The sequence below is a fragment of the Variovorax soli NBRC 106424 genome (assembly GCF_001591385.1).
GTDB classification, from domain to species: domain Bacteria; phylum Pseudomonadota; class Gammaproteobacteria; order Burkholderiales; family Burkholderiaceae_C; genus Variovorax; species Variovorax soli.
This window is the reverse complement of sequence record NZ_BCUU01000052.1, coordinates 1-24,286: the sequence shown is the minus strand read 5'-3', so window position 1 is coordinate 24,286 and position 24,286 is coordinate 1. Positions and strand designations below refer to the sequence as shown.

The following is a 24,286-nucleotide window of genomic DNA, read 5'->3' as shown; positions in this document are numbered from 1 at the left end:
CGCCCGGCTATTCGTAGCCGAAGGACTTGACCCGCGCCTCGTCGTCCGCCCAGCCGGAGCGCACCTTGACCCACAGCTCGATGAACACCTTCGCATCCATCAGCTTTTCCAGTTCCTGCCGGGTTTCGGTGCCGATGCGCTTGATGCGCTCGCCCTTGTCGCCGATCACCATCGCCTTGTGGCCGTCGCGTTCCACCACGATGGTGGCGGCGATCTTCACCAGCCGCTTCTGGCCCTTGCGCTGCGGCGGCTCTTCCTCGAACTTGTCGATGACCACGGTGGAGGTATAGGGCAGCTCGTCGCCCGTGAGGCGGAACAGCTTCTCGCGCACCGTTTCGCTGGCGAGGAACTTCTCGCTGCGGTCGGTGAGCTCGTCCTCGTCGTACCACCAGTCCTGCTCGGGCAGGTATTTCTCGCAGATGCCCAGCAGGCGCTGGATGTCGCCGCTGTTCTTCGCCGACATGGGCACGTACTCGGCGAATTCGTGCTCCTTGTGCATCTGCGCCAGCCATGGGGCGACGTCGGCCCGGCGGTGCACGTTGTCCAGCTTGTTGGCAATGAGCAGCGTGGGAATCTGCTTGCCCAGCAGCTGCAGCACCTTGGCGTCGGCCGGCGTGAAGCTGCCGGCCTCCACCACGAACAGGATCAGGTCCACGTCCGCCACCGCCCCCAGCACCGTCTTGTTGAGCGAGCGATTGAGCGCATTGGCATGGCGCGTCTGGAATCCCGGGGTGTCGACAAAGACGTACTGCGTGCCGGTGCCATCGGGCTGCGCCACGGTGCGCATGCCGGTGATGCGGTGGCGCGTGGTCTGCGCCTTGCGCGAGGTGATGCTGATCTTCTGCCCGACCAGGGCGTTGAGCAGCGTCGACTTGCCCACGTTGGGCTTGCCGACGATGGCGATCAGGCCGCAGCGGCGGCCCGGAATGGCAGCGCCCGCCGACGGAGTCGGCAGCGTGTCGTTGGAATCCTGGTTCATTTGCTTCTTTGCTGCTGGCTGGCCTTCAGGCGGATGAGCATGGCCGCGGCGGCCGCCTGCTCGCCGGCGCGGCGCGAGCCGCCGATGCCGCGCTCGGTCCAGCCGCGTTCGGCCACCTCGCACTCCACCTCGAAGGTCTGCTTGTGCGCGGCTCCCAGTGTGGCCGCCACACGGTAGACCGGCAACTTCATTTTGTGACCTTGCAGCCATTCCTGCAGTTCGGTCTTCGGGTCCTTGGCGGCCGCTTCCATGCGCGGATTGATTTCCACCGACTGGTACAGCCGATGCACCAGGGCCTGCGCCGGCTCGTAGCCGGCATCGAGGTAGACCGCGCCGATCACCGCCTCGAGTGCATCGGCCAGGATGGAGGGCCGGCTGGAGCCGCCCGAACGGGTTTCGCCTTCGCCCAGCCGCAGGAGGGGCGACAGCGCGAGCTTGAGCGCCAATTGGTGCAGCGTGTCCTGCTTGACCAGGTTGGCACGCACGCGCGACAGATCGCCTTCGGGCAAATCGGCCAGGCGCGTGTAGAGCAGGTGCGAGACGGCCAGGTTGAGCACCGAGTCGCCTAGGAATTCGAGGCGCTCGTTGTGGTCGGCCGAGAAACTGCGGTGCGTGAGCGCGCGCGTCAGCAGGCGCGGGTCCGCGAAGCTGTGTTGAAGGCGCGTTTGCAGCGCGGCAATTCCGCTATCCGACACAGCCGATCCATGCGCGCCGAGACTCAGCTCGACTGGCCCTTGTACTTGAGCACCAGGTAGGCCGGGCCGAACAGGTGGATTTCACGGTCGTAGGCAAAGGACACGACGACCTTGTCGCCCACCTTCTGAACGCCCAGATCCTTGCCGGTGACAGACTGGAAGTCGTCAATGGCCTGTGCGCGGTCGAAGATGGCGCGCACTTCCGGCACGGTGGTGCCTTCCTTGGCCTTGTTGGCCGCCTTGAGAATGGCCTGGTATTCGATCAGCGTCGGAATGACCTGCGCCACCACCACGCCGACACAACCGATCACCACCGCCACGAACAGCAGGCCGATGAACGAGATGCCACGCTGCCCAGCCGGGCGGCCCCACCGCTTAACCCTCATGACTACCCTCGTCTTATAGAACGCTTATTGGAACGAGCCAATGCGCTTGAAATTGCCGAAGTTCATCCAGATGAAAAACGCCCTGCCGACGATGTTTTGATCTGGGACGAAACCCCAATAGCGCGAATCCAATGAGTTGTCGCGGTTGTCGCCCATGACGAAATATTGACCCGCGGGAACCTTGCAAACAACGCCCTCAATACTGTAACGGCAATTGTCACGATTCGGGAACTCTGCAATCTCTACTTCGGACAGACCGGCGCGGCGCGTATCGTCATTGAGAAGTTTGTGTTCTTTTCCGCCCAGGTCTTCGCTGTATTGCTTGAGGTAGCGCATGCTTTCCTCGTCGAAATACTCGGGCACGGCCGACTTGGGCACCGGCTTGCCGTTGATCGTGAGCTGCTTGTTCAGATAGGCCACCTCGTCGCCCGGCACGCCGACCACGCGCTTGATGTAGTCCATGCTGGGCTTGGGCGGGTAGCGGAACACGATGACGTCGCCGCGAGCCAGCGCCTTGCCATCAGTGATCTTGGTGTTGATGACCGGCAGGCGCAAACCGTAGGTGAACTTGTTGACCAGGATCAGGTCGCCCGTCAGCAGCGTGGGCATCATGGAGCCGGAAGGAATCTTGAAAGGCTCCACCACAAACGAGCGCAGCAGGAACACCGCCAGGATCACCGGGAACAGGCCCGCGGTCCAGTCCAGCCACCAGGGCTGCATCAGCAGGCGCTCGCGCGCCTGCGTGTCGACGGTGTCGACCTGCGTGATGCCCTGGCGGGCCAGTTCGCCCTGGCGCTGCGCGAAGGAAGCTTCGAGCGTTTGCGCTGCCTGCTTGCGGCGCGGCAGGAAATAGAAGCGCTCCGCCACCCAGTAGATGCCCGTCACCAGCGTGGCGAGAAAGAGCAGGAGCGAGAAGTTGCCTTCGACCGCGCCGAAATACCAGGCGCCGATATAGCCGGCAAATGCGGCCAGGATGAGGGAGGTAAGAAAAGGCATTTGTTCTTAGTCTTCGACCTGCAGGATCGCGAGGAATGCCTCTTGCGGGACTTCCACGGAGCCGATCTGCTTCATTCGCTTCTTGCCGGCCTTCTGCTTTTCCAGGAGTTTTTTCTTGCGGGTGATGTCGCCGCCATAGCACTTGGCAAGCACGTTCTTGCGAAGCGCCTTGATTGTCTCACGCGCAATGATGTTGACCCCGATCGCGGCCTGGATGGCAACGTCGTACATCTGCCGCGAAATGATTTCGCGCATCTTGCTCACCACCGCGCGGCCGCGGAATTGCGACTGGCTGCGGTGAACGATGATGGACAGCGCATCCACCTTCTCGCCGTTGAGCAGGATGTCGACCTTGACCACGTCGGAGGCGCGATATTCCTTGAACTCGTAGTCCATCGACGCATAGCCGCGGCTCACCGACTTGAGTTTGTCGAAGAAGTCCAGCACGATTTCGCCCAGCGGCATTTCGTAGGTGAGCATCACCTGCCGGCCGTGGTAGGCCATGTTGATCTGCACGCCGCGCTTCTGGTTGGCCAGCGTCATGACCGAGCCCACGTACTCCTGCGGCATGTAGAGGTGAACCGTCACGATCGGTTCGCGGATCTCGGCCATGCGGCCCACGTCCGGCATCTTGGAGGGGTTCTCCACCATGATGACTTCGCCGTCGCTTTTCACCACCTGGTAGACCACGCTTGGCGCCGTGGTGATCAGGTCCTGGTCGAACTCGCGCTCCAGGCGCTCCTGCACGATCTCCATGTGCAAGAGGCCCAGGAAGCCGCAGCGGAAGCCGAAGCCCAGCGCCTGGCTCACTTCGGGCTCGTACTGCAGCGAGGCGTCGTTGAGCTTGAGCTTCTCCAGCGCGTCGCGCAGCGCGTCGTACTCGCTCGCCTCGGTGGGATACAGGCCCGCGAACACCTGCGGCTGGATCTCCTTGAAGCCCGGCAGCGGCTCGGTGGCGGTGAAGGCCGCGCCGCCGCTGCCCTGCTTGATCTGCGTCACCGTATCGCCCACCTTGGCGGCCTGCAGTTCCTTGATGCCGGCGATGATGTAGCCCACCTCGCCCGCCTCCAGCGCATCGCGCGGCTGGTTGGCCGGCGTGAAAACGCCGAGGTTGTCGGCGTTGTAGCTGGCGCCGGTGGCCATCATCTTGATGCGGTCACCCTTGGCCAGGCGGCCGTCGACCACGCGCACCAGCATCACGACGCCAACGTAGGCATCGAACCAGCTGTCGATGATCATCGCGCGCAACGCGGAATTCGGGTTGCCGCGCGGCGGCGGCACCTTGGCCACCACCGCTTCGAGAATTTCCTCGATGCCCATGCCGGTCTTTGCAGAGCACGGAATCGCGTCGGTGGCATCGATGCCGATCACGTCCTCGATCTCGGCTTTCGCGTTGTCGGGATCGGCCTGCGGCAGATCCATCTTGTTGAGCACCGGCAGCACTTCGACGCCGAGGTCGAGTGCGGTGTAGCAGTTGGCCACCGTCTGTGCTTCCACGCCTTGGCTCGCATCGACAACGAGCAGCGCACCTTCGCACGCAGACAGCGAACGCGACACTTCATAAGAGAAGTCGACGTGCCCTGGCGTGTCGATCAGATTGAGGTTGTAGACCTTGCCGTCGCGCGCCTTGTATTGCAGCGCTGCGGTCTGCGCCTTGATGGTTATCCCACGCTCCTTCTCGATGTCCATCGAGTCGAGGACCTGCGCTTCCATCTCGCGCTCAGCGAGCCCGCCGCAACGCTGGATCAAGCGATCGGCAAGCGTCGACTTGCCGTGGTCGATGTGCGCAATGATCGAAAAATTTCTGATGTGATTCATCAACGGGGACGCTTAAGTACTTGAATTGGCTCGTGCATGCGCGGTGCAGGCAAGAAAAAAGGGCGCGTCCTCTAGGAGACGCGCCCTGAACCAACAAGCAATGGCAACTGCAGTAGTTGGAGCTTCATTGTAGGCAAAAAGGGGGGCGCGTACAGCCGCGGGGACCGGCCAAAGGGCTCGTTGCAGGTCAGCAACATGAAACTTATGAACAACTTATCCACAATATCGGTGCAGCACCTGTGGGACAACTTGTGGGCGATCTGTGGAGCGCCGGTGGACTGTCACAAGACATCCCGCATCGTGAACAAGCTTGTTTGGCTTATGCGTTCGACCCGTTGGAGAGCCCCGGTATTCTACCAAATCGGGTTGTTAGCTCGAATTTAAGTGTGCAAGCACTAACAAACTTGAATCCAAAAGCGCTTAAGAAATATTTTTTGAGGGCGTCTGGATTTGGCCAAAGAAAGGCCCCAAACCCGACTAGAGGCTGGGGCCACTTGACGGGGCGCCGATCAGCGCGCCGGCCGCACCAGGGCGTACTGGGCCCAGTCGCCACGGCGGAACAGCATGCTGATGGGCTTGGACTTGTCCGCCTTGTTCAATGCGCCGTCGAACTCCTTGAGGCTGCCCACCTCGGTGTTGCCCACGGCGAGGATCACGTCGCCTTCGCGCAGGCCTGCACGTGCTGCAGCGTCGGTTGCGGCCTCGACCTTCACGCCGCCCTTGAGCTTGAGCTCGCGCTTTTGCGCGTCGGTGAGTTCGGTCACGGCCAGACCCAGCGAACGGGCAGCGACGGACGACGACGCCTTGGGTTGAGGCTCCTCGCGCTCGGCGGCGACCTTCGCCGGCTTATCGGGTTCGATCTCGGCAATGGTCACGTTCAGGTCGCGCGACGCGCCGCGGCGGAACACCGTCACCACGCTGCGCGTGCCGGGCTTGGTGTTGCCCACCAGCCGCGGCAGATCGCTCGGACGCTCGATGACCTTGCCGTCGAACTTGGTGATGATGTCGCCCGCCTCGATGCCCGCCTTCTCGCCCGGCGAGCCGGCCTCGACGCTGCGAACCAGGGCGCCGGCGGCCTTGCCCAGCCCGATGGATTCGGCCACGTCCTTGGTCACCTGGTCGATCTGCACGCCAATGCGCCCGCGCGACACGCGGCCACTGGTGCGCAGCTGCTCGCTCACGCGCCACGCTTCATCGATCGGGATCGAGAACGAGATGCCCATGAAGCCGCCCGAGCGCGAATAGATCTGGCTGTTGATGCCCACCACTTCGCCGCGCATGTTGATCAGCGGGCCACCCGAGTTGCCGGGGTTGATGGCCACGTCGGTCTGGATGAAGGGCAGGTAGTCGCCCGTGTCGCGCTGCTTCGCGCTGACGATGCCCGCCGTCACGGTGTTCTCCAGGCCGAAGGGTGAGCCGATGGCCATTACCCACTCGCCCACCCGCAGCTTGGACACGTCGCCCACCTTCACCGCCGGCAGGCCCGTGGCATCGATCTTCACCACCGCCACGTCGGTGCGCTTGTCAGCGCCGATGATCTTGGCCTTGAACTCGCGCTTGTCGGCCAGGGTGACCAGCACCTCGGAAGCATCTTCCACCACGTGCGCGTTGGTCATCACGTAGCCATCCTGCGTCAGGATGAAGCCGGAGCCGACACCGCGCGGGCGCTCTTCTTCCTGCGGTTGCGGGCGGTTGGGCCGCGGCGAGCGCGGCGCGCCGGGCATGGGCTGGCCGAAGAAGCGGCGGAAAAATTCCTGCATCTCCTCGTCCATTTCAGGATTGCCGCGCTGGCTGACACGCTCGATCGTGCGGATGTTGACCACCGACGGCCCGACCTGGTCGACCAGATCCGTGAAATCAGGCAAGGCGCGCGTCTGCGCCTGGACCGGCGTGGCAGGCAGGAAGCCCAGTGTGGCGCCGAGCGCCAGGCTCGCGGCCATGGCGTACGCACGCAATCCTTTTCCCTCGGCTTTGAACAACATCATCATCGAACGGCTTTCCCTAGAAAAAGAAAAAAGCGAAAAGCAAAGACAGGACTATGAACCCGAATGGATGCTTTGGTTCACCCCTTGAGCGCGCTAGCGTGACGGCTGACGCGTCAAGTTCTGTGCGAAGGCCTCCAGCGTGCGTGTAGGCACCTCGCCCACCGCCGTGAGCCACCAGTCGCCCGAGGGCGTCGCGAGGCGTCGGGTGAGCGTATTGGTGGCCCCGAGGCTCATCAAGCCTTCCTGCGCGTCGCGCTTGGCATCGAAGGGTTCGAGAAACAGCGACACGGTGGCCAGGCCGTCGGAGAACGTCCACTGCAGCATGCTCTCGGCGCCCGCGGCGCCGCCCAGCACGCGCCGATGGCAACTGATGGCCTTGAAGCCGGGTACGGGATTCTTGAGGCCCCAGCCTTCAGCCTGCGGGGTGGTCCGCTCCGCCTGGGATTTTTCCATGCGATAGCCGGCGGTGTTGCCCATCATCTTCGAAAGCGCCTGGACCTTGATCGGCGCGTCCAGCTGCAACTCGGAAAAGGCAGACTGCTCGACCACCTTGCCGTCGCTGTCGACGGTCTGCAGCTTGGTCAGCAGGCCCGAGCGCTTCTCGGTCCAGACGCGATAGCCAAAGCGCAAGGTGTCGCGCGGCATCAACTGGAAGACGTCGGTATCGAAGCCGGCCACCCGCCCCTTGCCAACAACCTTGACAGTGTAGAAGTCGGCAATGGCGGAGTCCGGCACTCCCAGCAGATTGGGAAAGAGCTCGGAGTTCTCGCGCTTCTCGACCTTGATCAGGCGCTGGTCCGGCAGGAACGTGAGCACCTGTTCGTTGCGCCGGAACGTCGTGCGCGGCGGACCGGTCAGCAGGTCGACGCGCTCGATCTGCAGGTCGCCCTCGCAGGCATGCCAGATCCGCGCACTCGACAGATTGCCGGCGGCGACCGACACCACGAAGGTCCCCACATAGGAATGCTTGCGGGCGGCGCCGTGCATGCGCTTGATCCAATCGACCACGCCAAGGGCAGGCGCCTCGTCCGAGCCGCTGCCCACCGCAGCCGGCGCCGGCGCGGCTGGCGCCCCGGGCTGAGCCGTTGCCAATTGAGCCGCGCACAGCAGGGCCGCGGCCGGCAAGAGGAAACGTGCGTGGTGTCGCTTCGGAATCGTCATTGCATCCTGGGTGGCGAGATTCAGCGCGACTGGCCCTCGAAGGTGGCATTGCGCAGGAAGCCCGACGGCATGTGCGATGCGCCGCCCGCTTCCTGATGCGCCTCGAGCAAGGCATCCAGGCGCGGGTCGCGCAGCATCACCTGGGGCTTCCGGCTGTCGCCGACCAGTACCTGTGTGGTGGTGGTCGGCGGTTCAACGGCCGGCCGGACGGAAGAGGCCAGGACCGGCACGGAGGAAGTCCCCTGCTGCTGCGCGAGCTGCCCACTCGGCGCACCTTGCGGCACGCTGCCGCTGACGCTCCAGCCGATGGCCGCCACAGCCGCCACCGAAGCCAGGCCCGCCACGAGCTTCCAGCGGAACACCGGTTCATTGGCCGCTTCAACCTTGTTGCTGCCGGGCACCTGAACGACAGGCGCGGGCATCGCCGGCGGGCGAAGACCCTCGGCGGCCAGGCGTTCGCGAAAACGGCTGACGAAGGCGACCGAGTCCTGGCCGGCGACATGCCGGCCCGAACGCAGCACCTCGCCCACCACATGGTAGGTGTGCCAGGCGCCGCGAAGTTCCTCGTGGCCGCAGACGTGCTCGACGGCGCGCGCGAACTCATCGCCACGCAGTTGGCCATCCACCAATGCAGAAACCTGTTCGCGCAACTTGTCGGAGTCGTTCATCTCATTCACCTGCTAACACTACCAACGCTTGCCGGACTGGTTGTCCAGAAGCGGTTTGACCCGGGCCGAAATGGCTTCGCGCGCCCGAAAGATGCGCGAACGTACCGTGCCGATGGGGCAATTCATGACCTCGGCAATCTCTTCGTAACTCAAGCCTTCGATTTCCCGCAGGGTGACTGCCTGCCGCAATTCGGTCGGCAGCGCGTCCATGGCCGCATTCACGGCGGCCGCAATTTCCTTGGCCGCAAGAATGGTGTCGGGGCTTTCGTCGCTTATTGGTTCGTTCCCGGGCCGGTAAGTTTCATCGTCGTCATCGCCGGAGCGCAGAGCGGCCTCCGGGACGGTGGGGTCCCGCTTCATGTCCACCAGCGCCTTCTTGGCGGTGTTGACGGCAATGCGGTAGAGCCAGGTGTAGAACTGCGCCTCGCCGCGGAACTGGTGCAGCGCACGGTAGGCGCGAATGAAGGTTTCCTGGGCGATGTCCTCGATCAGGTCCACGTCGCGCACCATGCGCCCGATCAGGCGTTCGATGCGGCGCTGGTACTTGAGCACCAGCAGTTCGTAGGCCTTGTCGTCGCCCGCCACCGTGCGCTGCACGAGCTGGAAGTCGGCATCGGCAGAAGTGGCCGCGGGCGGCGAAGGCGGGCTGATCTTGCTCGTCATGGCTGGACCACCCCCTGCCCGGCGCCGGACGGCGCGGCCGAGTACAGGGCGCGGCGCAGGTCCAGCCAGCGAGCCGGATCGCTCGAGCGCTCGAGCCAGAGCCACATGGCCCGGCCGCCCGGCTCACACAGCCGGATGAGCACGAGCGATTGAAGATCGAGATGAACCGTGACGCCCGCATCGGCCAGGCGAACGGACCCGTCGCATGACCAATGCGCCCCATCCCAGTGAAGCCGCGCACCCTCCCCTAATCGCGACGCCACCCAGGCTGCATGAGCCGCCAGAGCGAGCACGACGCCCATCAGCGCCGTGCGCCAGGGCGCGCCGCTGAACTGGATGCACCACGCCGCCAGTGCGACAGCACCCAGGGCCCAGAGGCCCCAAAGGAGCCGCCGCGCCAAACGCGAGCGCCCCACCGGAAAGCTCACCGATGGGGCGCTGTGCATGGATGGACGGAAATCAAGCGCGCTTGAACACCAGCGTGCCGTTGGTGCCGCCGAACCCGAAGTTGTTCTTGACCGCGACATCGATCTTCAGATCGCGCGCCTGGTTGGCGCAGTAGTCGAGATCGCACTCCGGATCCTGGTTGAAGATGTTGATGGTCGGCGGGCTCTTCTGGTGGTGCAGGGCCAGCACGGTGAACACCGACTCGATGCCGCCGGCGCCGCCCAGCAGGTGGCCGGTCATCGACTTGGTCGAGTTCACCACCAGCTTCCTGGCCTGGTCGCCGAACGCCAGCTTGATGGCATTCGTTTCGTTCACGTCGCCCAGCGGCGTGGACGTTCCGTGCGCGTTGATATAGCCCACCTGGTCGGCATTGACGCCGGCATTGACCAGCGCATTGGCCATCGACCGGCGTGGGCCTTCGACGTCCGGCGCCGTCATGTGATAGGCGTCGCCCGACATGCCGAAGCCGGCCAACTCGGCATAGATCTTGGCGCCACGGGCCTTGGCATGCTCGTACTCCTCGAGCACCATCACGCCGGCGCCCTCGCCCAGCACGAAGCCGTCACGATCCTTGTCCCAGGGGCGCGAAGCCGTCTTGGGATCGTCGTTGCGGGTGCTCAGCGCGCGGGCCGCGGCAAAGCCACCGACGCCAAGCGGCGACACGGTGGACTCGGATCCGCCGGCAATCATGACGTCGGCATCGCCATACTCGATCATGCGCGCCGACATGCCGATGGCATGCAGGCCGGTGGTGCACGCCGTGACCACGGCGATGTTCGGGCCCTTGAAGCCGAACTTGATCGAGACGTGCCCGGAGATCATGTTGATGATCGAGGCCGGCACGAAGAACGGCGAGACGCGGCGGGGGCCGCGATTGACCAGCTCGGTGTGGGTCTGCTCGATCATCGGCAGGCCGCCGATGCCCGAGCCGATGTTGCAGCCGATGCGCACGGCCTGCTCCGGCGCCAGCGCGTCGCCCGTGGGCAAGCCGCTGTCCTGCACCGCCTGGATGGCCGCGGCCAGACCGAGATGGATGAAGCGGTCCATGTGGCGCGCTTCCTTCTCGGGGATGTACTGGTTGATGTCGAAGCCCTTGACCTCGCCGGCAAAACGGCAAGCGAAGGCACTGGCATCGAAACTCGTGATGGTGTCGATGCCCGACTGACCGGCCAAGAGGTTGGACCAGGCTTCAGTGACGGTATTTCCGACTGGAGCCAGGCAACCCAGCCCGGTCACGACGACGCGGCGTTTGGTCATGCCGGCAAACCTTTCTGCGATGGATGGGACCGCTCTCGCGGCGCGTCATCCGAAAAGGCCGCGCACCGGGGAGCAGGGTTCCTTGGGCCTGTCAGGCCTTTTGGTTCTTGGTGGCGTAATCGACGGCGTTTTGCACCGTGGTGATCTTTTCGGCGTCTTCGTCCGGGATCTCGATGCCGAACTCGTCTTCGAGCGCCATCACCAGTTCGACCGTGTCCAGCGAGTCCGCGCCGAGGTCGGCCACGAAAGCCTTCTCATTGGTGACCTGGGACTCTTCCACGCCGAGCTGCTCGGCGATGATTTTCTTGACACGTGCTTCGATATCGCTCATTTGGTTCCCTCTGAGGGTTGTAAGTAACTGATGGATTTTAGCTGGCCGGGCTTCATGGTTTGCCCGACCTGCCGCTTGGGAAAATTGAAGGCGGATTCGCCCGTCTTACATGTACATGCCGCCGTTGACGTGCAGTTCCTGCCCCGTCACGTAGCCCGCCTGCGGCGAGGCGAGGTAAGCCACCGCATGCGCAATGTCGGCCGGCTTGCCCAGGTGGCCCAGCGGAATCTGCGAGAGCAGCGCCTGCTGTTGCGCCTCGGGCAGGGAGGCCGTCATGTCGGTGGCGATGAAACCGGGCGCCACGCAATTGACCGTGATGTTACGGCTGCCGAGTTCACGTGCCAATGCACGGGTCATGCCGGCAACGCCCGCCTTGGCGGCAGCGTAGTTGGCCTGGCCGGGGTTGCCGGAGGCGCCCACGACGCTGGTGATGCTGATGATGCGGCCGTAACGCTGCTTCATCATCGGCCGGATGACGGCGCGCGACAGGCGGAAGACCGCCTTCAGGTTGGTGTCGAGCACCGCGTCCCAGTCCTCGTCCTTGAGGCGCATGGCCAGGGTGTCACGGGTGATGCCGGCGTTGTTGACCAGCACATGCAGGCCGCCGTGCTCCTTGACGATGGCATCGATCAGCGCATCGGTCGCGGCCGCGTCGTTCACATCGAGCACGCGCCCTTGGCCGCCGTGCGCCGCCAGCGCGGCGCCGATGGCATCGGCCCCTTGCTGCGACGTGCCGGTGCCGACGACCTTGAGGCCGCGCTGCGCGAGTTCGAGCGCAATGGCCGCACCGATGCCGCGCGTCGCGCCGGTCACCAGGGCCACCTGGCCCTTGAATTCAATGGAGTCGCTCATGTCGTCCTAGTCTCGATCAGGCCAGCTGTTGTTTCACGTCGGCCAGCGAGGCCGGATCGAAGATGGCGCCCGAGGCGAGATCGGGCGCAATTCGCTTGGCCATGCCGGCCAGCACCTTGCCCGGGCCGCACTCGATGACCGCGGCAACGCCGCGCGCCTGCAGCGCCTGAACCGTTTCCACCCAGCGAACAGGACCGGCCGCCTGTCGCACGAGCGCATCCTTGATGCGTTGCGCGTCGGTTTCGACGGCCACGTCGATGTTGTTCACCACCGGAATCTGCGGTGCGGCGAAAGCGACGTCGGCCAGCTTGGCGCGCAGCGCGTCGGCCGCCGGCTTCATCAGGCTGGAATGGAAAGGCGCGGACACGGGCAGCGGCAGGGCACGCTTGGCGCCGTTGGCCTTGAGCACTTCGCAAGCCTTCTCGACGGCCGCCTTGCTGCCCGCGATGACGGTCTGCATCGGATCGTTGAAATTGACGGCCTCCACCACTTCGGCGGAACCGGCACCGAAGGTGCCCTGGGCCTCGGCGCAGCCTGCGATGACCTTGGCTGCGTCCATGCCCAGAATCGCGGCCATGGCACCGGCGCCCACCGGCACCGCCTGCTGCATGGCCTGGGCGCGGAAACGAACCAGCGGCGCGGCCTGGGCCAGGCTCAGCACGCCGGAGGCCACCAGCGCCGAATACTCGCCCAGCGAATGGCCGGCCACGACGGCGGGCTTGGCCCCGCCCTCGGCCAGCCAGGCACGCCAGGCGGCAATGGCAGCCACCAGCATCACCGGCTGGGTGTTGGTGGTGAGCGCCAGGGCCTCCTTGGGCCCTTCGTGAATGAGCTTGGCGACATCTTCGCCCAGGGCCTCGGAGGCCTCGGCCAGCGTCTCGCGCACGGCGGGGTGATCGCCCCAGGCGTCCAGCATGCCGACCGATTGCGAACCCTGGCCGGGAAATACGAAGGCAGATGATTTCATTGTTCTCTTGTGTCTCCTGCAGCGGCGGTTCGGCCCGCACAGGCGGGCCGCGCACGCTACATATCCAATAGGACGGCGCCCCAGGTGAAGCCGCCACCCACGCCTTCGAGCATGACGGTGTCGCCCTTCTTGACCTTGCCGCTGCGCACGGCGTCGTCCAGCGCCAGCGGAATGGACGCGGCGGACGTGTTGCCGTGCTCGTGGACGGTCACGATCAGCTTCTCGCGGTCCAGCTTCAGCTTCTTGGCCGTGCCTTCCATGATGCGGATGTTGGCCTGATGCGGAATCAGCCAGTCGATGTCGGCGTCGGTCTTGCCGGCCTTGGCCAAGGTGGCGCGCGCCGCTTCTTCCAATACGCGCACCGCCAGCTTGAAGACCGCCTGGCCGTCCATGTGCAGGAAAGGCGTGCCGGTGACCTGGCCGCCCGACACATGGCCGGGCACGCAGAGGATGCCGACGTGCTTGCCGTCGGCATGCAGGTCGCTGGCCAGGATGCCAGGCGTTTCGCTGGCTTCCAGCACCACTGCGCCGGCGCCGTCGCCGAACAGCACGCAGGTCGTGCGGTCGTTGAAGTCGAGGATGCGGGAGAAGACCTCGGCGCCAACGACCAGCGCGCAGTTGGCGGTGCCCGTACGGATCATGGCGTCGGCGACCGTCAGGGCATACACGAAGCCGCTGCAGACCGCCTGGACGTCGAAGGCCGGGCAGCCGGCGACGCCGAGCTTGTTTTGCAGGATCGCGGCGGACGACGGAAACACCATGTCCGGCGTGGACGTGGCCACGATGATGAGGTCGACCTCGCTGGCCTGCCGACCAGCCGCCTCCAGCGCATGCCGCGCCGCCTCGAAGGCCAGATCGCTGCTCGTGACCTCCGGCGCCGCGAAGTGGCGGGCGCGAATGCCGGTCCGCTCAATGATCCACTGGTCGGAGGTTTCGATGCCGCGCTGCGCCAGTTCACGCGCGAGGTCGTCGTTGGTGACCCGGCGCGGAGGCAGGTAGCTGCCCGTTCCGGTAATTCTTGAATATGAAGCCATCAGACTTGAAGTGCCGCCGACTCGGCCGGCGCCGCGGACTCTTTACGCGCAAGAAGCGGTGCGGCGTGCGCGATGCGGGCCCGAACCCGGTCGAGCAGATTGTTGCGAGCGGCATCATAAGCGCGATCCAGCGCATACCCGAAAGCCATCTCGTCGGCAGACCCATGGCTCTTGAAGACCAGGCCGCGCAGGCCCAGCAATGCCGCGCCGTTGTAGCGGCGGTGGTCGAGACGATTCTTGAACGACTTTAGAACCGGATAGGCAACGATCGCCGCAAGTTTGGTGAAGATGCTTCGCGAAAACTCGAAACGGATGAATTCGCCGATCATGGACGCCACGCCTTCGCTGGCCTTGAGCGCCACGTTGCCCACGAATCCGTCACAGACAACGATGTCCGTCGTGCCCTTGAAGATATCGTTGCCCTCAACGTTTCCGAAGAAATTCAGATCCTGCGAATTGGCAGCCGTTCGCAGCAATTGCGATGCTTTTTTAATGGTCTCGCTGCCCTTGATCGCCTCTTCGCCGATGTTCAGCAACCCGACGGAAGGCGACTCGTTACCGGTCAGTGCAGAGACGAGCGCAGAACCCAGCACGGCGAACTGCAGCAGGTCTTCGGCATCGCAATCGACGTTGGCTCCGAGGTCCAGCACGGTGGTGGCACCGCCCTTGACGTTGGGCAATTGCGGCGCAATTGCGGGCCGGTCGATGCCGTCCAGCGTCTTGAGAAGATAGCGGGCGATCGCCATGAGCGCACCCGTGTTGCCGGCGGACACCGCCGCCTGGGCCGCCCCGTCCTTCACCTGCGCGATGGCAACGCGCATGGAGGAGTCTTTTTTCTTGCGCAGCGCGATCTCGACCGGGTCATCCATGCCCACTACCTCGGTCGCGACCACGATGCGCGCACGGGGGTGAGAGAAGCCGGCCAAAGCAGCCTGCGCGCCGACGAGCACAAGCGATGCCTGCTCGTGCCGCTCCAGAAATGCCTTGCACGCCGGCAGCGTGACCGACGGGCCATGGTCACCACCCATGCAATCGACGGCCAGCGTGACCGCGGACATGGGGGCTGAAGCGAATTCGGAAGGCGTTGCCATCAAAACAAAGGCCCGACGCTACAGCAGAAGTAGCCTCGGGCCTGGGCCTGGAAAACGCGAATCAGGCTTCGTTCTTGGTCTTCAGCACCTTGCGGCCGCGATAGAAGCCGTTGGGGCTGATGTGATGACGCAGATGCGTTTCGCCGGTGGTCGGCTCCACGGCGATGCCCGGAACGCCCAGGGCGTTGTGCGAACGATGCATGCCCCGCTTGGAGGGCGACTTCTTGTTTTGCTGGACGGCCATGTTGGCTCCTGAAATTCGGTTGGTTGGTGGGACGCTCTTGCAGCCGGGCTGATAACGCCTCGAAAAGTGATTCGAAGCCTGCCAGCCTACTTGCCATTCCCAATTCCCTATACGCCCGAACATTTTCGAGCAACTGGCTTGGGTTACGCGCGAAGCCCATGATTATAGCTCAGCCTTCATAGGGTCGGCCAGCCCAGTTACTCAGGCTTGCCTGAACGCAGTTTGGCCAGGGCGGCAAAGGGGTTGGCCCGCTCCTTCTCGGCCGAATCGAAATCCGGATCCTGGGCGGAAAGGGGCACATCCTGGGGGCAGACGTCATGGCGCGGGGTAATGGGCAGTTCCATCAGCAATTCGTCCTCAACCAGACCGAGGAGGTCGAAATCCCGGCTGGCGACCAGGACATCCTCTTCCAGTTCCTCGTCCAGCGCAGCGGCGGTTTCCTCGTCGGCGACAAAGCGGAACCAGCGGTCGGCCTCGAGGCGCGTGCGAACCGGGGTCAGGCAGCGCTGGCAGGTCAAAGGCAGTTCGGCGCTGGCTTCCAGGTGCATCCACGGCTCGCTGCGTCCGCCCGCGTCGCGGCGCTCCTCGCCCTGCGCGGCCCACTCGACCTGCAGGCCGTCGGTCGACTCGACGGCCTCCGCCGCCAGCCGCTCGAAACTCGCCAGCGGCTGGTCGCCGGACAAGCGGCCACCCGCCTGGGCAAACTCGGCAACGTTCAGCCGGTCGGGCACAAATTCTCTCTTCATCGGCAAGAGTCTAATCCGCAGCGCCGTGCGGCATCCGGGACAATCGGCCGGATGACAAAACGGACCGTGATCCTGGCCTCCACCTCCCGCTACCGGCGAGACCTGATGAATCGCCTGAGGCTCCCCTTCGAAGTGCATTCGCCCGAAGTCGACGAAACGCCGCTGCCCGGCGAGAGCCCCAGCACGCTGGCGCAGCGGCTGGCGCTGGCCAAGGCCCAGGCGGTGGCGCGGCGCTTCCCGGATGCGGTGGTCATCGGCTCCGACCAGGTCGCGGACCTGAATGGCGAGCCGCTGGGCAAGCCCGGCACGCACGAGCGAGCCGTGCAGCAGCTGCGCCGTATGCGCGGGCAGACGCTGATCTTCCAGACCGCCGTCGCCGTGGTCTGCCAGGCCACCGGCTTTCAACAACAAGACATTGCGCCGGTTCGGGTGGTCTTTCGCGAACTCGACGACGCGGCCATCGAGGCCTATCTGCGGGCCGAACAGCCTTACGACTGCGCCGGCAGCGCCAAGAGCGAGGGCCTGGGCATCGCGATCCTGGAAGCCATCGACAGCGACGACCCCACGGCCCTGGTGGGCCTGCCCCTCATCCGCACCTGCCGGATGCTGCGCTCTGCCGGGGTGGACCTGCTTTGACGAACGAGCAACGCGGCACCCTCTACCTGGTTCCGGCCCCCCTGGATTTCGGCTGCGAGCCGCAAATGCCGGTCGAGCAGTCGGTGCCGCTGGGCACCCTGCAGGCGGCAGCCGGCATCACGCACTGGATCTGCGAGAACGCCAAGTCGGCGCGTGCCTATCTCAAGCGGATCGACGCTGTGGCCCCGCTGGCCGCCGCGCTGCAGGCGCAGCAGATCCAGGAACTGCCCCGTGAAGTCCACAAGAAGGGCGACCATGCCGGGCAGTTCGATGCCAGGCCGCTGCTCGCCCCGGCGCTGGCCGGCAACGACGTCGGTCTGCTCAGCGAGGCCGGCATGCCGGCGGTGGCCGACCCGGGGTCGTCCGTGGTCAAGGCAGCGCATGAGCTGGGCCTGCGCGTGGTGCCGCTGAGCGGACCGGTTTCGCTGCTGCTGGCATTGGCCGCCAGCGGCCTCAATGGGCAGAACTTCGCTTTCGTGGGCTACCTGCCGCAAGAGGCCGGCGAGCGCGCCCAGCGCATCCGCGAACTCGAAGCGCTGGCGCTGCGCACGGGGCAGACCCAGCTTTTCATCGAAACGCCCTATCGCAACACGGCGCTGACCCAGGCGCTGTTGCAGACCCTGCAGCACAACACGCGCCTGGCCGTTGCACGCGGCCTCACGCTGGCGTCGGCGAGCGTGCGCTCCGAGACGGTGAAGGCCTGGCGCAGCAAGCCTGCGGCGGCAGCAGACGAGCGCGCACCGGCGGTCTTCGCCATTGGACGCTGATGAGTCTCGAAGCAGCCGCAACACACCCTCCTGCCACGGCCACCCTCTGGGCTTCGCGCACGCAGTTCTTCTGCTCCGGCTTCATCTTCGCGACCTGGGGCGTGCACATCCCGACGGTGAAGGCGCACTACGGCATCGACGAGGCGCAGCTCGGCTTCGCGATGCTGGCCGCCGGCTGCGGCGCCCTGCTGGGTCTCACCCGCGCCGGCGGCTGGATCGGCCGCCGCGGCGCACGGCACATGGCCGGGCTGACCGGCGTGATCTACGCCCTGCTGCTCGCCGGCCTGATCCTGATGCCGGGCTTTGTCGCGCTGCTGGTCCTGCTGGCGGCTTTCGGCGTGGTCACCAGCGTGTTCGACGTCGCGATCAACACCGAAGCCGCCCAGCTCGAACTGCAGAGCAGCCGGCCGCTCATGAGCGGCATGCACGGCATGTTCAGCCTGGGCGGCATGGTGGGCGCGGTGACCGGCGGGATGGCACTTGGCATCGGCATGGGCGCACAGCTGCATCTTCTGCTGGTCGCGGCGGGCATGGCCGCCGCCATCGGCCTGGCCACGACCCGGATGCTGCCACGCGAAGCCACGGCCTCGGCCGGGGGCGACCATGCCTTCAAGCTGCCGCGCGGCGCGCTGGTGGTGCTCGGTGCCCTGGCTGCGCTGGGCCTGATTGCCGAAGGGGCGATCTACGACTGGAGCGTGCTGTACATGCAGCAGGAGCTGGGCAGCCCGCAGAACCAGGCCGCGCTGGCCTACGCGAGCTTCTCCGCCGCCATGGCCGCCACACGTTTTGCCGGCGACGCGCTGCGCGCCCGCTTCACGCCCAAGGCCCTGCTGCGCACCAGCGCCGCGCTGGCCGGTGCATCGATGGCGCTGGTGCTGCTGGTGGACACGTCCTGGATCGCGCTCGCGGGTTTTGCCGGCGTGGGCATCGGCTTTGCCAATATCGTGCCGATCCTTTTTGCGGCAGCGGCACAGGTGCCCGGCGTGGCGCCGTCACAAGGCATTGCGGCCGTTGCAGCCGCCGCCTATCTCGGCTTCATGGCCGGACCGCCCGTGATCGGCTTCGTGGCCAAGCTGCATTCGCTGACGGCCGCCCTGTACCTGGTGGTCATCTTCGCCGCCACACTGGCCCTGTTCGCGCGGCACGGCGGCATGGCGCGGCCAGGAGACTGACCGGTCTTTCAGCGCAGCACGGGTGCCGTGCGCATGGCGCGCACCGCCGTGTCGGCAAATGCGGCGCCAAAGCGCTTGGCCAAGCGCTCGGCCACGTTCTCGCGGCGGGTGTAGTCGATCAATTCCTCGGCCTTGATGACGTCGCGCGCCACGAAATCGACGCTGCCGATCTGATCCGCCAGGCCGATTTCCACGGCCTGCTGGCCGGTCCAGAACAGGCCGCTGAAAAGGCCCGGCGTCTGCAGCTTCAGGCGGTCGCCTCGGCCGGCCTTCACCACGTTGATGAACTGCGTGTGGATCTGGTCGAGCATCTGCTGGGCATGGGCGCGCTGGGCGTCGCTCACCGGGCTGAACGGATCGAGAAAGCCCTTGTTCTCGCCAGAGGTGAGCAGGCGGCGCTCCACGCCGACCTTTTCCATGACGCCGGTGAAGCCGAATCCGTCCATGAGCACCCCGATGCTGCCCACCAGGCTGGCCTTGTCGACGAAGACCTTGTCAGCGGCCGATGCGATGTAGTAGGCAGCCGAAGCACAGGTTTCCTCGACCACCGCGTACACCGGCTTGTTGTACTTGGCGCGCATGCGCTTGATCTCGTCGGCCACGATGCCGGCCTGCACCGGACTGCCGCCGGGCGAGTTGATGAGCAGCACCACGCCCTTGGCGCCCTCGTCCTCGAAAGCGGACTTCATGGCCGCCGTGATGAACTCGGCACTGGCGTCGGCGCCCTGGGCGATCTCGCCCTTGATCTCGACCACGGCCGTGTGGGCGGTGGACTTCACGGTGGCCGGCGTCGCGCGCGAAAAACCGATCCACACCAGCGCAATGAAGAAGGCCAGCCAGGCCAGCCGCACGAAGGTCTTCCAGCGCCGTGCGGCGCGCTGCTCATTGAGGGCGGCAAAGGCCAGCTTCTCGAGGGTTGCGCGCTCCCAGCCTGCGGGCTGGGGCTTGGCGGCGGCGGCGCTGCGCGCAGTGCTTGGAGGCGGTTCGAAGGGTTCGAAACCTTCAGGTTCCGTTCGGGTGGATTCGGTCATGTGGCGTTGTCTAGAAAACCAGAGGCTTCAGGTTCCAGTCAGTATGCCAGTGCACCACGCCGTCGTGCTCGCTGGTGGCAATCTTGACCAGGCCACCGCGGCACGGGCCACCTGAGCATTCGCCGGTGTCGGGCCGGTAGACGGCGCCGTGCGTTGCGCACAGCAGCCATTGGCCGGTGTCGTCGAAGAAGCGGTCGGGCTGGTAGTCCAGTTCCATCGCGACATGGGTGCAACGATTCAGGAACGCATGAACGGCGCCCTCGAAGCGGATGGCAAAGGCCCGGCAGCTCTGGCCGCCGTGGACGACGTCGAAGGGCACGGCGCGGCCGCCTTCGATCAGGTCGGACGAGTTGCACAAGGGAATCTGATCGCTCATGCCACGCGGCCTTTTGGATTCAGCCGTTTTCGAGCAGCCATGCCTGCAGGCCGGCCACCGAGTTCGCCACGAACAGGGGATTGAGCTCGCCGAAGGTGTCGCTCTGGTGCGCGCCGTAGCTCACCGCCACGCTGGCGCATCCGGCATTGCGAGCCAGCTGAAGGTCATGCGTCGTGTCGCCGATCATCAGCGTGCGTTCGGGCGTGGTGCCCTGCTCTTCCATCAGTTCGAGCAGCATGCGCGGGTGCGGCTTGCCAAAAGTTTCATCCGCCGTGCGCGAGCCGTGGAAGCGCCCCTGCAGCGCGGTCGTCGCCAATGCGGCGTCGAGGCCGGCGCGCGACTTGCCCGTCGCCACGGCCAGCTTGTGGCCGCGCCCGCGAAGCAGGTCGAGCAAGGGCAGCACACCGTCGAACAGCACCAGGTCGTCGTGGTGCCGCATGTAGTGGTGGCGATAGCGGGCACCCAGCTCAGGGTACTTCTCGCGCGGAACATCGGGCGCCACGCGAGCCAACGCTTCGCCCAGGCCCAGGCCGATCACCCACGCCGCATCGCTGTCGGTTGGCCGGGCGCCGCCGACATCGACCACGGCCGCCTGGATGCAGCGCACGATGAGGCGGGTGGAGTCGTACAGGGTGCCGTCCCAGTCGAAGGCGATCAGGTCGAAACGGCGCAGCAAGGAAGATTCGGTCATGAAGTCTGAAGAAGGCTCTGTCTCGCGGACGCCGGCAGCACCTCCGCGAGATCGGCAGGCGGATCGGCCTGGAGCGCCACGCGGCGGCCATCTGCCGGATGGTTGAACTGAAGCCGCCACGCATGCAGGAACATGCGCCTGAGGCCCAGTTTCTGCAACTCGCGATTGCGCGCGTAGACGCCGTATTTTTCGTCGCCTGCGATGGGGTGGCCGCTGGACGCCAGGTGCACCCGGATCTGGTGGGTGCGGCCCGTCTTGATGGTGACGGCCAGCAGCGACATCGGCTCGGCCTCGCCCGGCAGGCTGAACTTGTCCAGCACCTTGACAAGGGTGACGGCCCGCATGGCGTCCGGATGGTCCTTGGCCACCACGCGCACACGCCGCTCACCCTCCCCGCCCGTGCCGTCGCCGGCCGGCAGCAGATAGCGCGCCAGGGGCGAATCGATCACCTTCTTGTTCGCAGGCCAGTCGCCCAGCACCAGGGCCAGGTAGGTCTTGCCCGTTTCCCGCTCGCGGAACTGGTCCTGCAGGTGGGTGAGCGCGCTGCGCTTCTTGGCCACCAGCAGGATGCCCGAGGTTTCCCTGTCGAGCCGATGCACCAGTTCGAGGAAGCGGGCGGTCGGCCGGGCCGAGCGCAACTGCTCGATCACGCCGAAGCTCACCCCGCTGCCGCCATGCACCGCCACGCCGGCTGGCTTGTCGATGGCGATGAGGGCGTCGTCTTCGTGCAACACGGTGAAAACCCGGGCCGGCGCAGGTTTGGAAGCTTCGGGTGCGGCCGCACTGGCGGATGTCCGCAGGGGTGGAATCCGCACGAGATCACCCTCTTCGATGCGGGTTTCGGCCTGGGCCCGGCCCTTGTTCACCCGCACCTCGCCCGAGCGGATGATCCGGTAGACGTGCGTCTTGGGCACCCCCTTGAGGTGCTTGAACAGGAAGTTGTCCAGGCGCTGCCCGGCGGAGCCGTCGTCCACCGTCAGCAGCTTGACCGATTCGCCGGGGGGTCGGGCTTGCACTGACGCGGGCTTGTGCTTCGCACCTATAATGTTTTTCACCAGCGCGGTCATGTAAGTGCTTGATTAAACGGGAAGTTTAGAACACCCGAAAGTAGAGCGCCCATTGCCGCACTGAGAGGTCGATGCCGCTTTGGCGGCGCTTTTCCTGCAAACCCCGTGCTAGAGCGCAAAGTGGCAGGAGCGCCGCCCAAGTCAAGCCGACGCCAACGAAACAAAGAAAACGGAATTCCCAGCCGGCAGACGAACACCTGCCGGCGGATCGAAGCGAGTCCCCTGTGCTGATGTTGCTGATTCAAATGGTCCTCGACTGGCTCAAGCCGGTTGCGCCGGCCATTGGGTTGGCCCTGGAGCGCGTTCCAACCCATGCGTTCCCCGCCGTTTCTTCGCAAACGGCGCGCCAGCATCACATCGGGCTCGCCCCCATCCATGCGCCCCCACTCCGGCTGACGAGCTAGTGCTCGGGCAGCCGACGCGTTTGCGCGCCGGCTCGCCACATGCATCCGGAGCCAAGCGGCAATCCCGTCGTTTCGCGAGCAGTCGTCCGTGCATCGTTGCCCGTCATGGGCATGTAAGAGCGATAGATACAAGGACAACGCATCATGAAGCGGATGCTGATCAATGCCACGCAGGCCGAAGAACGCCGCCTGGCCATCGTCGACGGACAGAAGCTCCTCGACTACGAAATCGAGATCGAAGGGCGCGAACAGCGCAAGGGCAATATCTACAAGGCCGTCGTCACCCGCGTCGAGCCCTCGCTGGAAGCCTGCTTCGTCGACTACGGCGAAGACCGCCACGGCTTCCTGCCGTTCAAGGAAATCTCCAAGCAGTACTTTGCGGAAGGCGTGTCGGCCAGTTCGGCGCGCATCAACGAAGCCATCAAGGAAGGCCAGGAACTGGTCGTCCAGGTGGAAAAGGAAGAGCGCGGCAACAAGGGCGCGGCCCTCACCACCTTCATCTCGCTGGCCGGCCGCTATGTCGTGCTGATGCCCAACAACCCGCGCGGCGGCGGCGTGAGCCGGCGCATCGAGGGCGACGACCGGGCCGAGCTGAAGGAAGCGATGGACCAGCTCGAGTACCCCAAGGGCATGAGCATCATCGCGCGCACCGCCGGCATCGGCCGCAGCGCCCCCGAGCTGCAGTGGGACCTGAACTACCTGCTCAAGCTGTGGACCGCCATCGACGGCGCGGCCAAGGGCGGCAAGGGCGCTTTCCTGATCTACCAGGAATCGAGCCTCGTCATTCGCGCGATTCGTGACTACTTCAACCACGACATCGGCGACATCCTGATCGACACCGACGACATCTACGAGCAGGCGCACCAGTTCATGGCGCACGTCATGCCCGAGCATGCCGGCAAGGTCAAGCGCTACCGCGACGACGCGGCGCTGTTCAGCCGCTTCCAGATCGAGCACCAGATCGAATCGGCCTACGCCCGCACGGTGCAGCTGCCCTCCGGTGGCGCGATCGTGATCGACCATACCGAAGCGCTGGTGTCGGTGGACGTGAACTCGGCCCGCGCCATCAAGGGCGGCGACATCGAGGAAACCGCCACCCGCACCAACCTCGAAGCCGCCGACGAAGTGGCCCGCCAGATGCGCCTGCGCGACCTGGGCGGCCTGATCGTCATCGACTTCATCGACATGGACGAGAGCAAGAACCGGCGCGAAGTCGAAAGCCGCCTGCGCGATGCGCTGCGGCAAGACCGCGCCCGCGTGCAGTTCGGCTCCATCAGCAAGTTCGGCCTGATGGAGATGAGCCGCCAGCGCCTGAAGCCGGCCCTGTCCGAAGGCGCCTCCATCCCCTGCCCGCGCTGCGGCGGCTCCGGCCACATCCGCGACACCGAGTCGAGCGCGCTGCAGATCCTGCGCATCATTCAGGAAGAGTCCATGAAGGACAACACCGCCGCCGTGCACGTGCAGGTGCCGGTGGAAGTGGCTTCCTTCCTGCTGAACGAAAAGCGCCCCGAGATCGCCAAGATCGAACTCAAGCAGCGCGTCACCGTGCTGATGGTGCCCAACAAGACGCTCGAGACGCCCAACTACAAGCTCGAGCGCCTCAAGCACGACGACCCGCGCCTGGACCACATCGATGCCAGCTACAAGATGGCCGACGAGTTCGAGGACCCGGTTGCCGTCACGCGCCGTTCGCAGGAGCCCACCAACAAGCAGACGCCGGTGATCAAGGGCGTGCTGCCCGACGCGCCGGCCCCTGTGGCCACGCCCAAGCCAGAATCGGCCCGTGCCCCGGCAGCGCCGCGCGCCCCGGCTGCGGCGCAGG

27 protein-coding genes are annotated in these 24,286 nt (G+C 65.5%); 5 read left to right on the top strand and 22 right to left on the bottom strand.

Features of this window, described 5'->3' with window-relative positions; genetic code table 11:
• Nucleotides 1–7 precede the first annotated feature (7 nt).
• The 6 genes from era to VSO01S_RS15850 all read right to left on the bottom strand — a co-directional run bounded on the left by era (nucleotide 8) and on the right by VSO01S_RS15850 (nucleotide 6,856).
• The gene (era, locus tag VSO01S_RS15875) at nucleotides 8–979 is read right to left on the bottom strand and encodes a GTPase Era (RefSeq protein WP_068643783.1); all 972 of its coding nucleotides are present in this window, start codon (nucleotides 977–979) and stop codon (nucleotides 8–10) included.
• Nucleotides 976–1,674, bottom strand: coding sequence for a ribonuclease III (rnc, locus tag VSO01S_RS15870; RefSeq protein ID WP_068643782.1), 699 nt, complete (start codon nucleotides 1,672–1,674; stop codon nucleotides 976–978). Before rnc ends, era begins: the two co-directional genes overlap by 4 nt.
• Before the next feature lie 23 nt (nucleotides 1,675–1,697).
• The gene (locus VSO01S_RS15865; protein ID WP_068643781.1) at nucleotides 1,698–2,060 is read right to left on the bottom strand and encodes a DUF4845 domain-containing protein; all 363 of its coding nucleotides are present in this window, start codon (nucleotides 2,058–2,060) and stop codon (nucleotides 1,698–1,700) included.
• A 24-nt stretch (nucleotides 2,061–2,084) separates the two neighbouring features.
• Nucleotides 2,085–3,056, bottom strand: a complete 972-nt coding sequence (gene lepB, locus VSO01S_RS15860; protein WP_068643780.1) for a signal peptidase I — start codon at nucleotides 3,054–3,056, stop codon at nucleotides 2,085–2,087.
• Between the two features lie 6 nt (nucleotides 3,057–3,062).
• Nucleotides 3,063–4,874 (bottom strand): translation elongation factor 4, encoded by a 1,812-nt coding sequence (gene lepA / locus VSO01S_RS15855; protein ID WP_068643779.1) that lies wholly within the window; start codon nucleotides 4,872–4,874, stop codon nucleotides 3,063–3,065.
• Between the two features lie 509 nt (nucleotides 4,875–5,383).
• Complete coding sequence (locus tag VSO01S_RS15850) at nucleotides 5,384–6,856, bottom strand: DegQ family serine endoprotease (protein ID WP_068643798.1); 1,473 nt, start codon at nucleotides 6,854–6,856, stop codon at nucleotides 5,384–5,386.
• Between VSO01S_RS15850 and VSO01S_RS28165 the strand changes: the two genes are divergently transcribed.
• A complete protein-coding gene (locus tag VSO01S_RS28165) occupies nucleotides 6,813–6,947 on the top strand; it encodes a hypothetical protein (RefSeq protein ID WP_281179838.1) in 135 nt (44 codons plus the stop codon). The two genes, VSO01S_RS15850 and VSO01S_RS28165, sit on opposite strands and share 44 nt — an antisense overlap.
• Before the next feature lie 5 nt (nucleotides 6,948–6,952).
• On the opposite strand, the gene VSO01S_RS15845 is transcribed toward VSO01S_RS28165, so the two are convergent.
• From VSO01S_RS15845 to VSO01S_RS15790, 12 genes are all read right to left on the bottom strand, one after another.
• On the bottom strand, nucleotides 6,953–8,020 hold the full coding sequence (locus VSO01S_RS15845) for a MucB/RseB C-terminal domain-containing protein (protein ID WP_068643778.1): 1,068 nt from the start codon (nucleotides 8,018–8,020) through the stop codon (nucleotides 6,953–6,955).
• Nucleotides 8,021–8,040: 20 nt separating this feature from the next.
• Entirely contained in the window at nucleotides 8,041–8,688 is a 648-nt protein-coding gene (locus VSO01S_RS15840) for a sigma-E factor negative regulatory protein (protein ID WP_068643777.1), read from the bottom strand.
• Between the two features lie 18 nt (nucleotides 8,689–8,706).
• Nucleotides 8,707–9,351, bottom strand: coding sequence for an RNA polymerase sigma factor RpoE (gene rpoE / locus VSO01S_RS15835; RefSeq protein ID WP_068643776.1), 645 nt, complete (start codon nucleotides 9,349–9,351; stop codon nucleotides 8,707–8,709).
• On the bottom strand, nucleotides 9,348–9,797 hold the full coding sequence (locus VSO01S_RS15830) for a hypothetical protein (protein WP_068643775.1): 450 nt from the start codon (nucleotides 9,795–9,797) through the stop codon (nucleotides 9,348–9,350). Before VSO01S_RS15830 ends, rpoE begins: the two co-directional genes overlap by 4 nt.
• 13 nt (nucleotides 9,798–9,810) lie before the next feature.
• On the bottom strand, nucleotides 9,811–11,055 hold the full coding sequence (fabF, locus tag VSO01S_RS15825) for a beta-ketoacyl-ACP synthase II (RefSeq protein ID WP_068643774.1): 1,245 nt from the start codon (nucleotides 11,053–11,055) through the stop codon (nucleotides 9,811–9,813).
• 91 nt (nucleotides 11,056–11,146) lie between these two features.
• Nucleotides 11,147–11,386, bottom strand: a complete 240-nt coding sequence (acpP, locus tag VSO01S_RS15820; protein WP_007830471.1) for an acyl carrier protein — start codon at nucleotides 11,384–11,386, stop codon at nucleotides 11,147–11,149.
• Between the two features lie 105 nt (nucleotides 11,387–11,491).
• Entirely contained in the window at nucleotides 11,492–12,238 is a 747-nt protein-coding gene (gene fabG, locus VSO01S_RS15815; RefSeq protein WP_068643773.1) for a 3-oxoacyl-ACP reductase FabG, read from the bottom strand.
• A 16-nt stretch (nucleotides 12,239–12,254) separates the two neighbouring features.
• Nucleotides 12,255–13,205, bottom strand: coding sequence for an ACP S-malonyltransferase (gene fabD, locus VSO01S_RS15810; RefSeq protein WP_068643772.1), 951 nt, complete (start codon nucleotides 13,203–13,205; stop codon nucleotides 12,255–12,257).
• Between the two features lie 56 nt (nucleotides 13,206–13,261).
• Nucleotides 13,262–14,239: a beta-ketoacyl-ACP synthase III gene (locus tag VSO01S_RS15805; protein WP_068643771.1), complete on the bottom strand. Its 978-nt coding sequence runs from the start codon at nucleotides 14,237–14,239 to the stop codon at nucleotides 13,262–13,264.
• Nucleotides 14,239–15,297, bottom strand: a complete 1,059-nt coding sequence (gene plsX / locus VSO01S_RS15800) for a phosphate acyltransferase PlsX (RefSeq protein WP_084241905.1) — start codon at nucleotides 15,295–15,297, stop codon at nucleotides 14,239–14,241. The genes VSO01S_RS15805 and plsX overlap by 1 nt, the downstream gene beginning before the upstream one ends.
• A gap of 94 nt (nucleotides 15,298–15,391) precedes the next feature.
• On the bottom strand, nucleotides 15,392–15,574 hold the full coding sequence (rpmF, locus tag VSO01S_RS15795; RefSeq protein WP_017760020.1) for a 50S ribosomal protein L32: 183 nt from the start codon (nucleotides 15,572–15,574) through the stop codon (nucleotides 15,392–15,394).
• Between the two features lie 197 nt (nucleotides 15,575–15,771).
• On the bottom strand, nucleotides 15,772–16,320 hold the full coding sequence (locus tag VSO01S_RS15790; RefSeq protein ID WP_068643770.1) for a YceD family protein: 549 nt from the start codon (nucleotides 16,318–16,320) through the stop codon (nucleotides 15,772–15,774).
• Nucleotides 16,321–16,371: 51 nt separating this feature from the next.
• Here VSO01S_RS15790 and VSO01S_RS15785 point away from each other — a divergent pair, with 51 nt between their 5' ends.
• The 3 genes from VSO01S_RS15785 (at nucleotide 16,372) to VSO01S_RS15775 (ending at nucleotide 18,895) form a co-directional block, all read left to right on the top strand.
• Nucleotides 16,372–16,956, top strand: coding sequence for a Maf family protein (locus VSO01S_RS15785; RefSeq protein WP_068643769.1), 585 nt, complete (start codon nucleotides 16,372–16,374; stop codon nucleotides 16,954–16,956).
• A 65-nt stretch (nucleotides 16,957–17,021) separates the two neighbouring features.
• On the top strand, nucleotides 17,022–17,723 hold the full coding sequence (locus tag VSO01S_RS15780; RefSeq protein ID WP_245684221.1) for an SAM-dependent methyltransferase: 702 nt from the start codon (nucleotides 17,022–17,024) through the stop codon (nucleotides 17,721–17,723).
• Nucleotides 17,723–18,895, top strand: a complete 1,173-nt coding sequence (locus VSO01S_RS15775) for an MFS transporter (RefSeq protein WP_068643767.1) — start codon at nucleotides 17,723–17,725, stop codon at nucleotides 18,893–18,895. The genes VSO01S_RS15780 and VSO01S_RS15775 overlap by 1 nt, the downstream gene beginning before the upstream one ends.
• 8 nt (nucleotides 18,896–18,903) lie before the next feature.
• On the opposite strand, the gene VSO01S_RS15770 is transcribed toward VSO01S_RS15775, so the two are convergent.
• The 4 genes from VSO01S_RS15770 to VSO01S_RS15755 are packed head-to-tail and all read right to left on the bottom strand — an operon-like array spanning nucleotide 18,904 to nucleotide 22,048.
• Nucleotides 18,904–19,926, bottom strand: coding sequence for a S49 family peptidase (locus tag VSO01S_RS15770; RefSeq protein WP_068643766.1), 1,023 nt, complete (start codon nucleotides 19,924–19,926; stop codon nucleotides 18,904–18,906).
• A 10-nt stretch (nucleotides 19,927–19,936) separates the two neighbouring features.
• The gene (locus tag VSO01S_RS15765; protein ID WP_068643765.1) at nucleotides 19,937–20,302 is read right to left on the bottom strand and encodes a Rieske (2Fe-2S) protein; all 366 of its coding nucleotides are present in this window, start codon (nucleotides 20,300–20,302) and stop codon (nucleotides 19,937–19,939) included.
• A 19-nt stretch (nucleotides 20,303–20,321) separates the two neighbouring features.
• Nucleotides 20,322–20,993, bottom strand: a complete 672-nt coding sequence (locus VSO01S_RS15760; protein ID WP_068643764.1) for an HAD-IIIA family hydrolase — start codon at nucleotides 20,991–20,993, stop codon at nucleotides 20,322–20,324.
• Nucleotides 20,990–22,048, bottom strand: coding sequence for an RluA family pseudouridine synthase (locus VSO01S_RS15755; RefSeq protein WP_373282902.1), 1,059 nt, complete (start codon nucleotides 22,046–22,048; stop codon nucleotides 20,990–20,992). The genes VSO01S_RS15760 and VSO01S_RS15755 overlap by 4 nt, the downstream gene beginning before the upstream one ends.
• A gap of 560 nt (nucleotides 22,049–22,608) precedes the next feature.
• Between VSO01S_RS15755 and VSO01S_RS15745 the strand changes: the two genes are divergently transcribed.
• A partial coding sequence (locus tag VSO01S_RS15745; protein WP_153305280.1) for an Rne/Rng family ribonuclease occupies nucleotides 22,609–24,286 on the top strand: 1,678 nt, incomplete at its 3' end.

Bases quoted from the DNA above. Each gene is read 5' to 3' on its own strand.
- era (WP_068643783.1), bottom strand. From the start codon at position 979: ATGAACCAGGATTCCAACGACACGCTGCCGACTCCGTCGGCGGGCGCT.
- VSO01S_RS15865 (WP_068643781.1), bottom strand. From the start codon at position 2,060: ATGAGGGTTAAGCGGTGGGGCCGCCCGGCTGGGCAGCGTGGCATCTCG.
- lepB (WP_068643780.1), bottom strand. From the start codon at position 3,056: ATGCCTTTTCTTACCTCCCTCATCCTGGCCGCATTTGCCGGCTATATC.
- lepA (WP_068643779.1), bottom strand. From the start codon at position 4,874: ATGAATCACATCAGAAATTTTTCGATCATTGCGCACATCGACCACGGC.
- VSO01S_RS28165 (WP_281179838.1), top strand. From the start codon at position 6,813: ATGGCGTACGCACGCAATCCTTTTCCCTCGGCTTTGAACAACATCATC.
- VSO01S_RS15850 (WP_068643798.1), bottom strand. From the start codon at position 6,856: ATGTTGTTCAAAGCCGAGGGAAAAGGATTGCGTGCGTACGCCATGGCC.
- VSO01S_RS15845 (WP_068643778.1), bottom strand. From the start codon at position 8,020: ATGACGATTCCGAAGCGACACCACGCACGTTTCCTCTTGCCGGCCGCG.
- VSO01S_RS15840 (WP_068643777.1), bottom strand. From the start codon at position 8,688: ATGAACGACTCCGACAAGTTGCGCGAACAGGTTTCTGCATTGGTGGAT.
- rpoE (WP_068643776.1), bottom strand. From the start codon at position 9,351: ATGACGAGCAAGATCAGCCCGCCTTCGCCGCCCGCGGCCACTTCTGCC.
- VSO01S_RS15830 (WP_068643775.1), bottom strand. From the start codon at position 9,797: ATGCACAGCGCCCCATCGGTGAGCTTTCCGGTGGGGCGCTCGCGTTTG.
- fabF (WP_068643774.1), bottom strand. From the start codon at position 11,055: ATGACCAAACGCCGCGTCGTCGTGACCGGGCTGGGTTGCCTGGCTCCA.
- acpP (WP_007830471.1), bottom strand. From the start codon at position 11,386: ATGAGCGATATCGAAGCACGTGTCAAGAAAATCATCGCCGAGCAGCTC.
- fabG (WP_068643773.1), bottom strand. From the start codon at position 12,238: ATGAGCGACTCCATTGAATTCAAGGGCCAGGTGGCCCTGGTGACCGGC.
- fabD (WP_068643772.1), bottom strand. From the start codon at position 13,205: ATGAAATCATCTGCCTTCGTATTTCCCGGCCAGGGTTCGCAATCGGTC.
- VSO01S_RS15805 (WP_068643771.1), bottom strand. From the start codon at position 14,239: ATGGCTTCATATTCAAGAATTACCGGAACGGGCAGCTACCTGCCTCCG.
- plsX (WP_084241905.1), bottom strand. From the start codon at position 15,297: ATGTCCGCGGTCACGCTGGCCGTCGATTGCATGGGTGGTGACCATGGC.
- rpmF (WP_017760020.1), bottom strand. From the start codon at position 15,574: ATGGCCGTCCAGCAAAACAAGAAGTCGCCCTCCAAGCGGGGCATGCAT.
- VSO01S_RS15790 (WP_068643770.1), bottom strand. From the start codon at position 16,320: ATGAAGAGAGAATTTGTGCCCGACCGGCTGAACGTTGCCGAGTTTGCC.
- VSO01S_RS15785 (WP_068643769.1), top strand. From the start codon at position 16,372: ATGACAAAACGGACCGTGATCCTGGCCTCCACCTCCCGCTACCGGCGA.
- VSO01S_RS15780 (WP_245684221.1), top strand. From the start codon at position 17,022: ATGCCGGTCGAGCAGTCGGTGCCGCTGGGCACCCTGCAGGCGGCAGCC.
- VSO01S_RS15775 (WP_068643767.1), top strand. From the start codon at position 17,723: ATGAGTCTCGAAGCAGCCGCAACACACCCTCCTGCCACGGCCACCCTC.
- VSO01S_RS15770 (WP_068643766.1), bottom strand. From the start codon at position 19,926: ATGACCGAATCCACCCGAACGGAACCTGAAGGTTTCGAACCCTTCGAA.
- VSO01S_RS15765 (WP_068643765.1), bottom strand. From the start codon at position 20,302: ATGAGCGATCAGATTCCCTTGTGCAACTCGTCCGACCTGATCGAAGGC.
- VSO01S_RS15760 (WP_068643764.1), bottom strand. From the start codon at position 20,993: ATGACCGAATCTTCCTTGCTGCGCCGTTTCGACCTGATCGCCTTCGAC.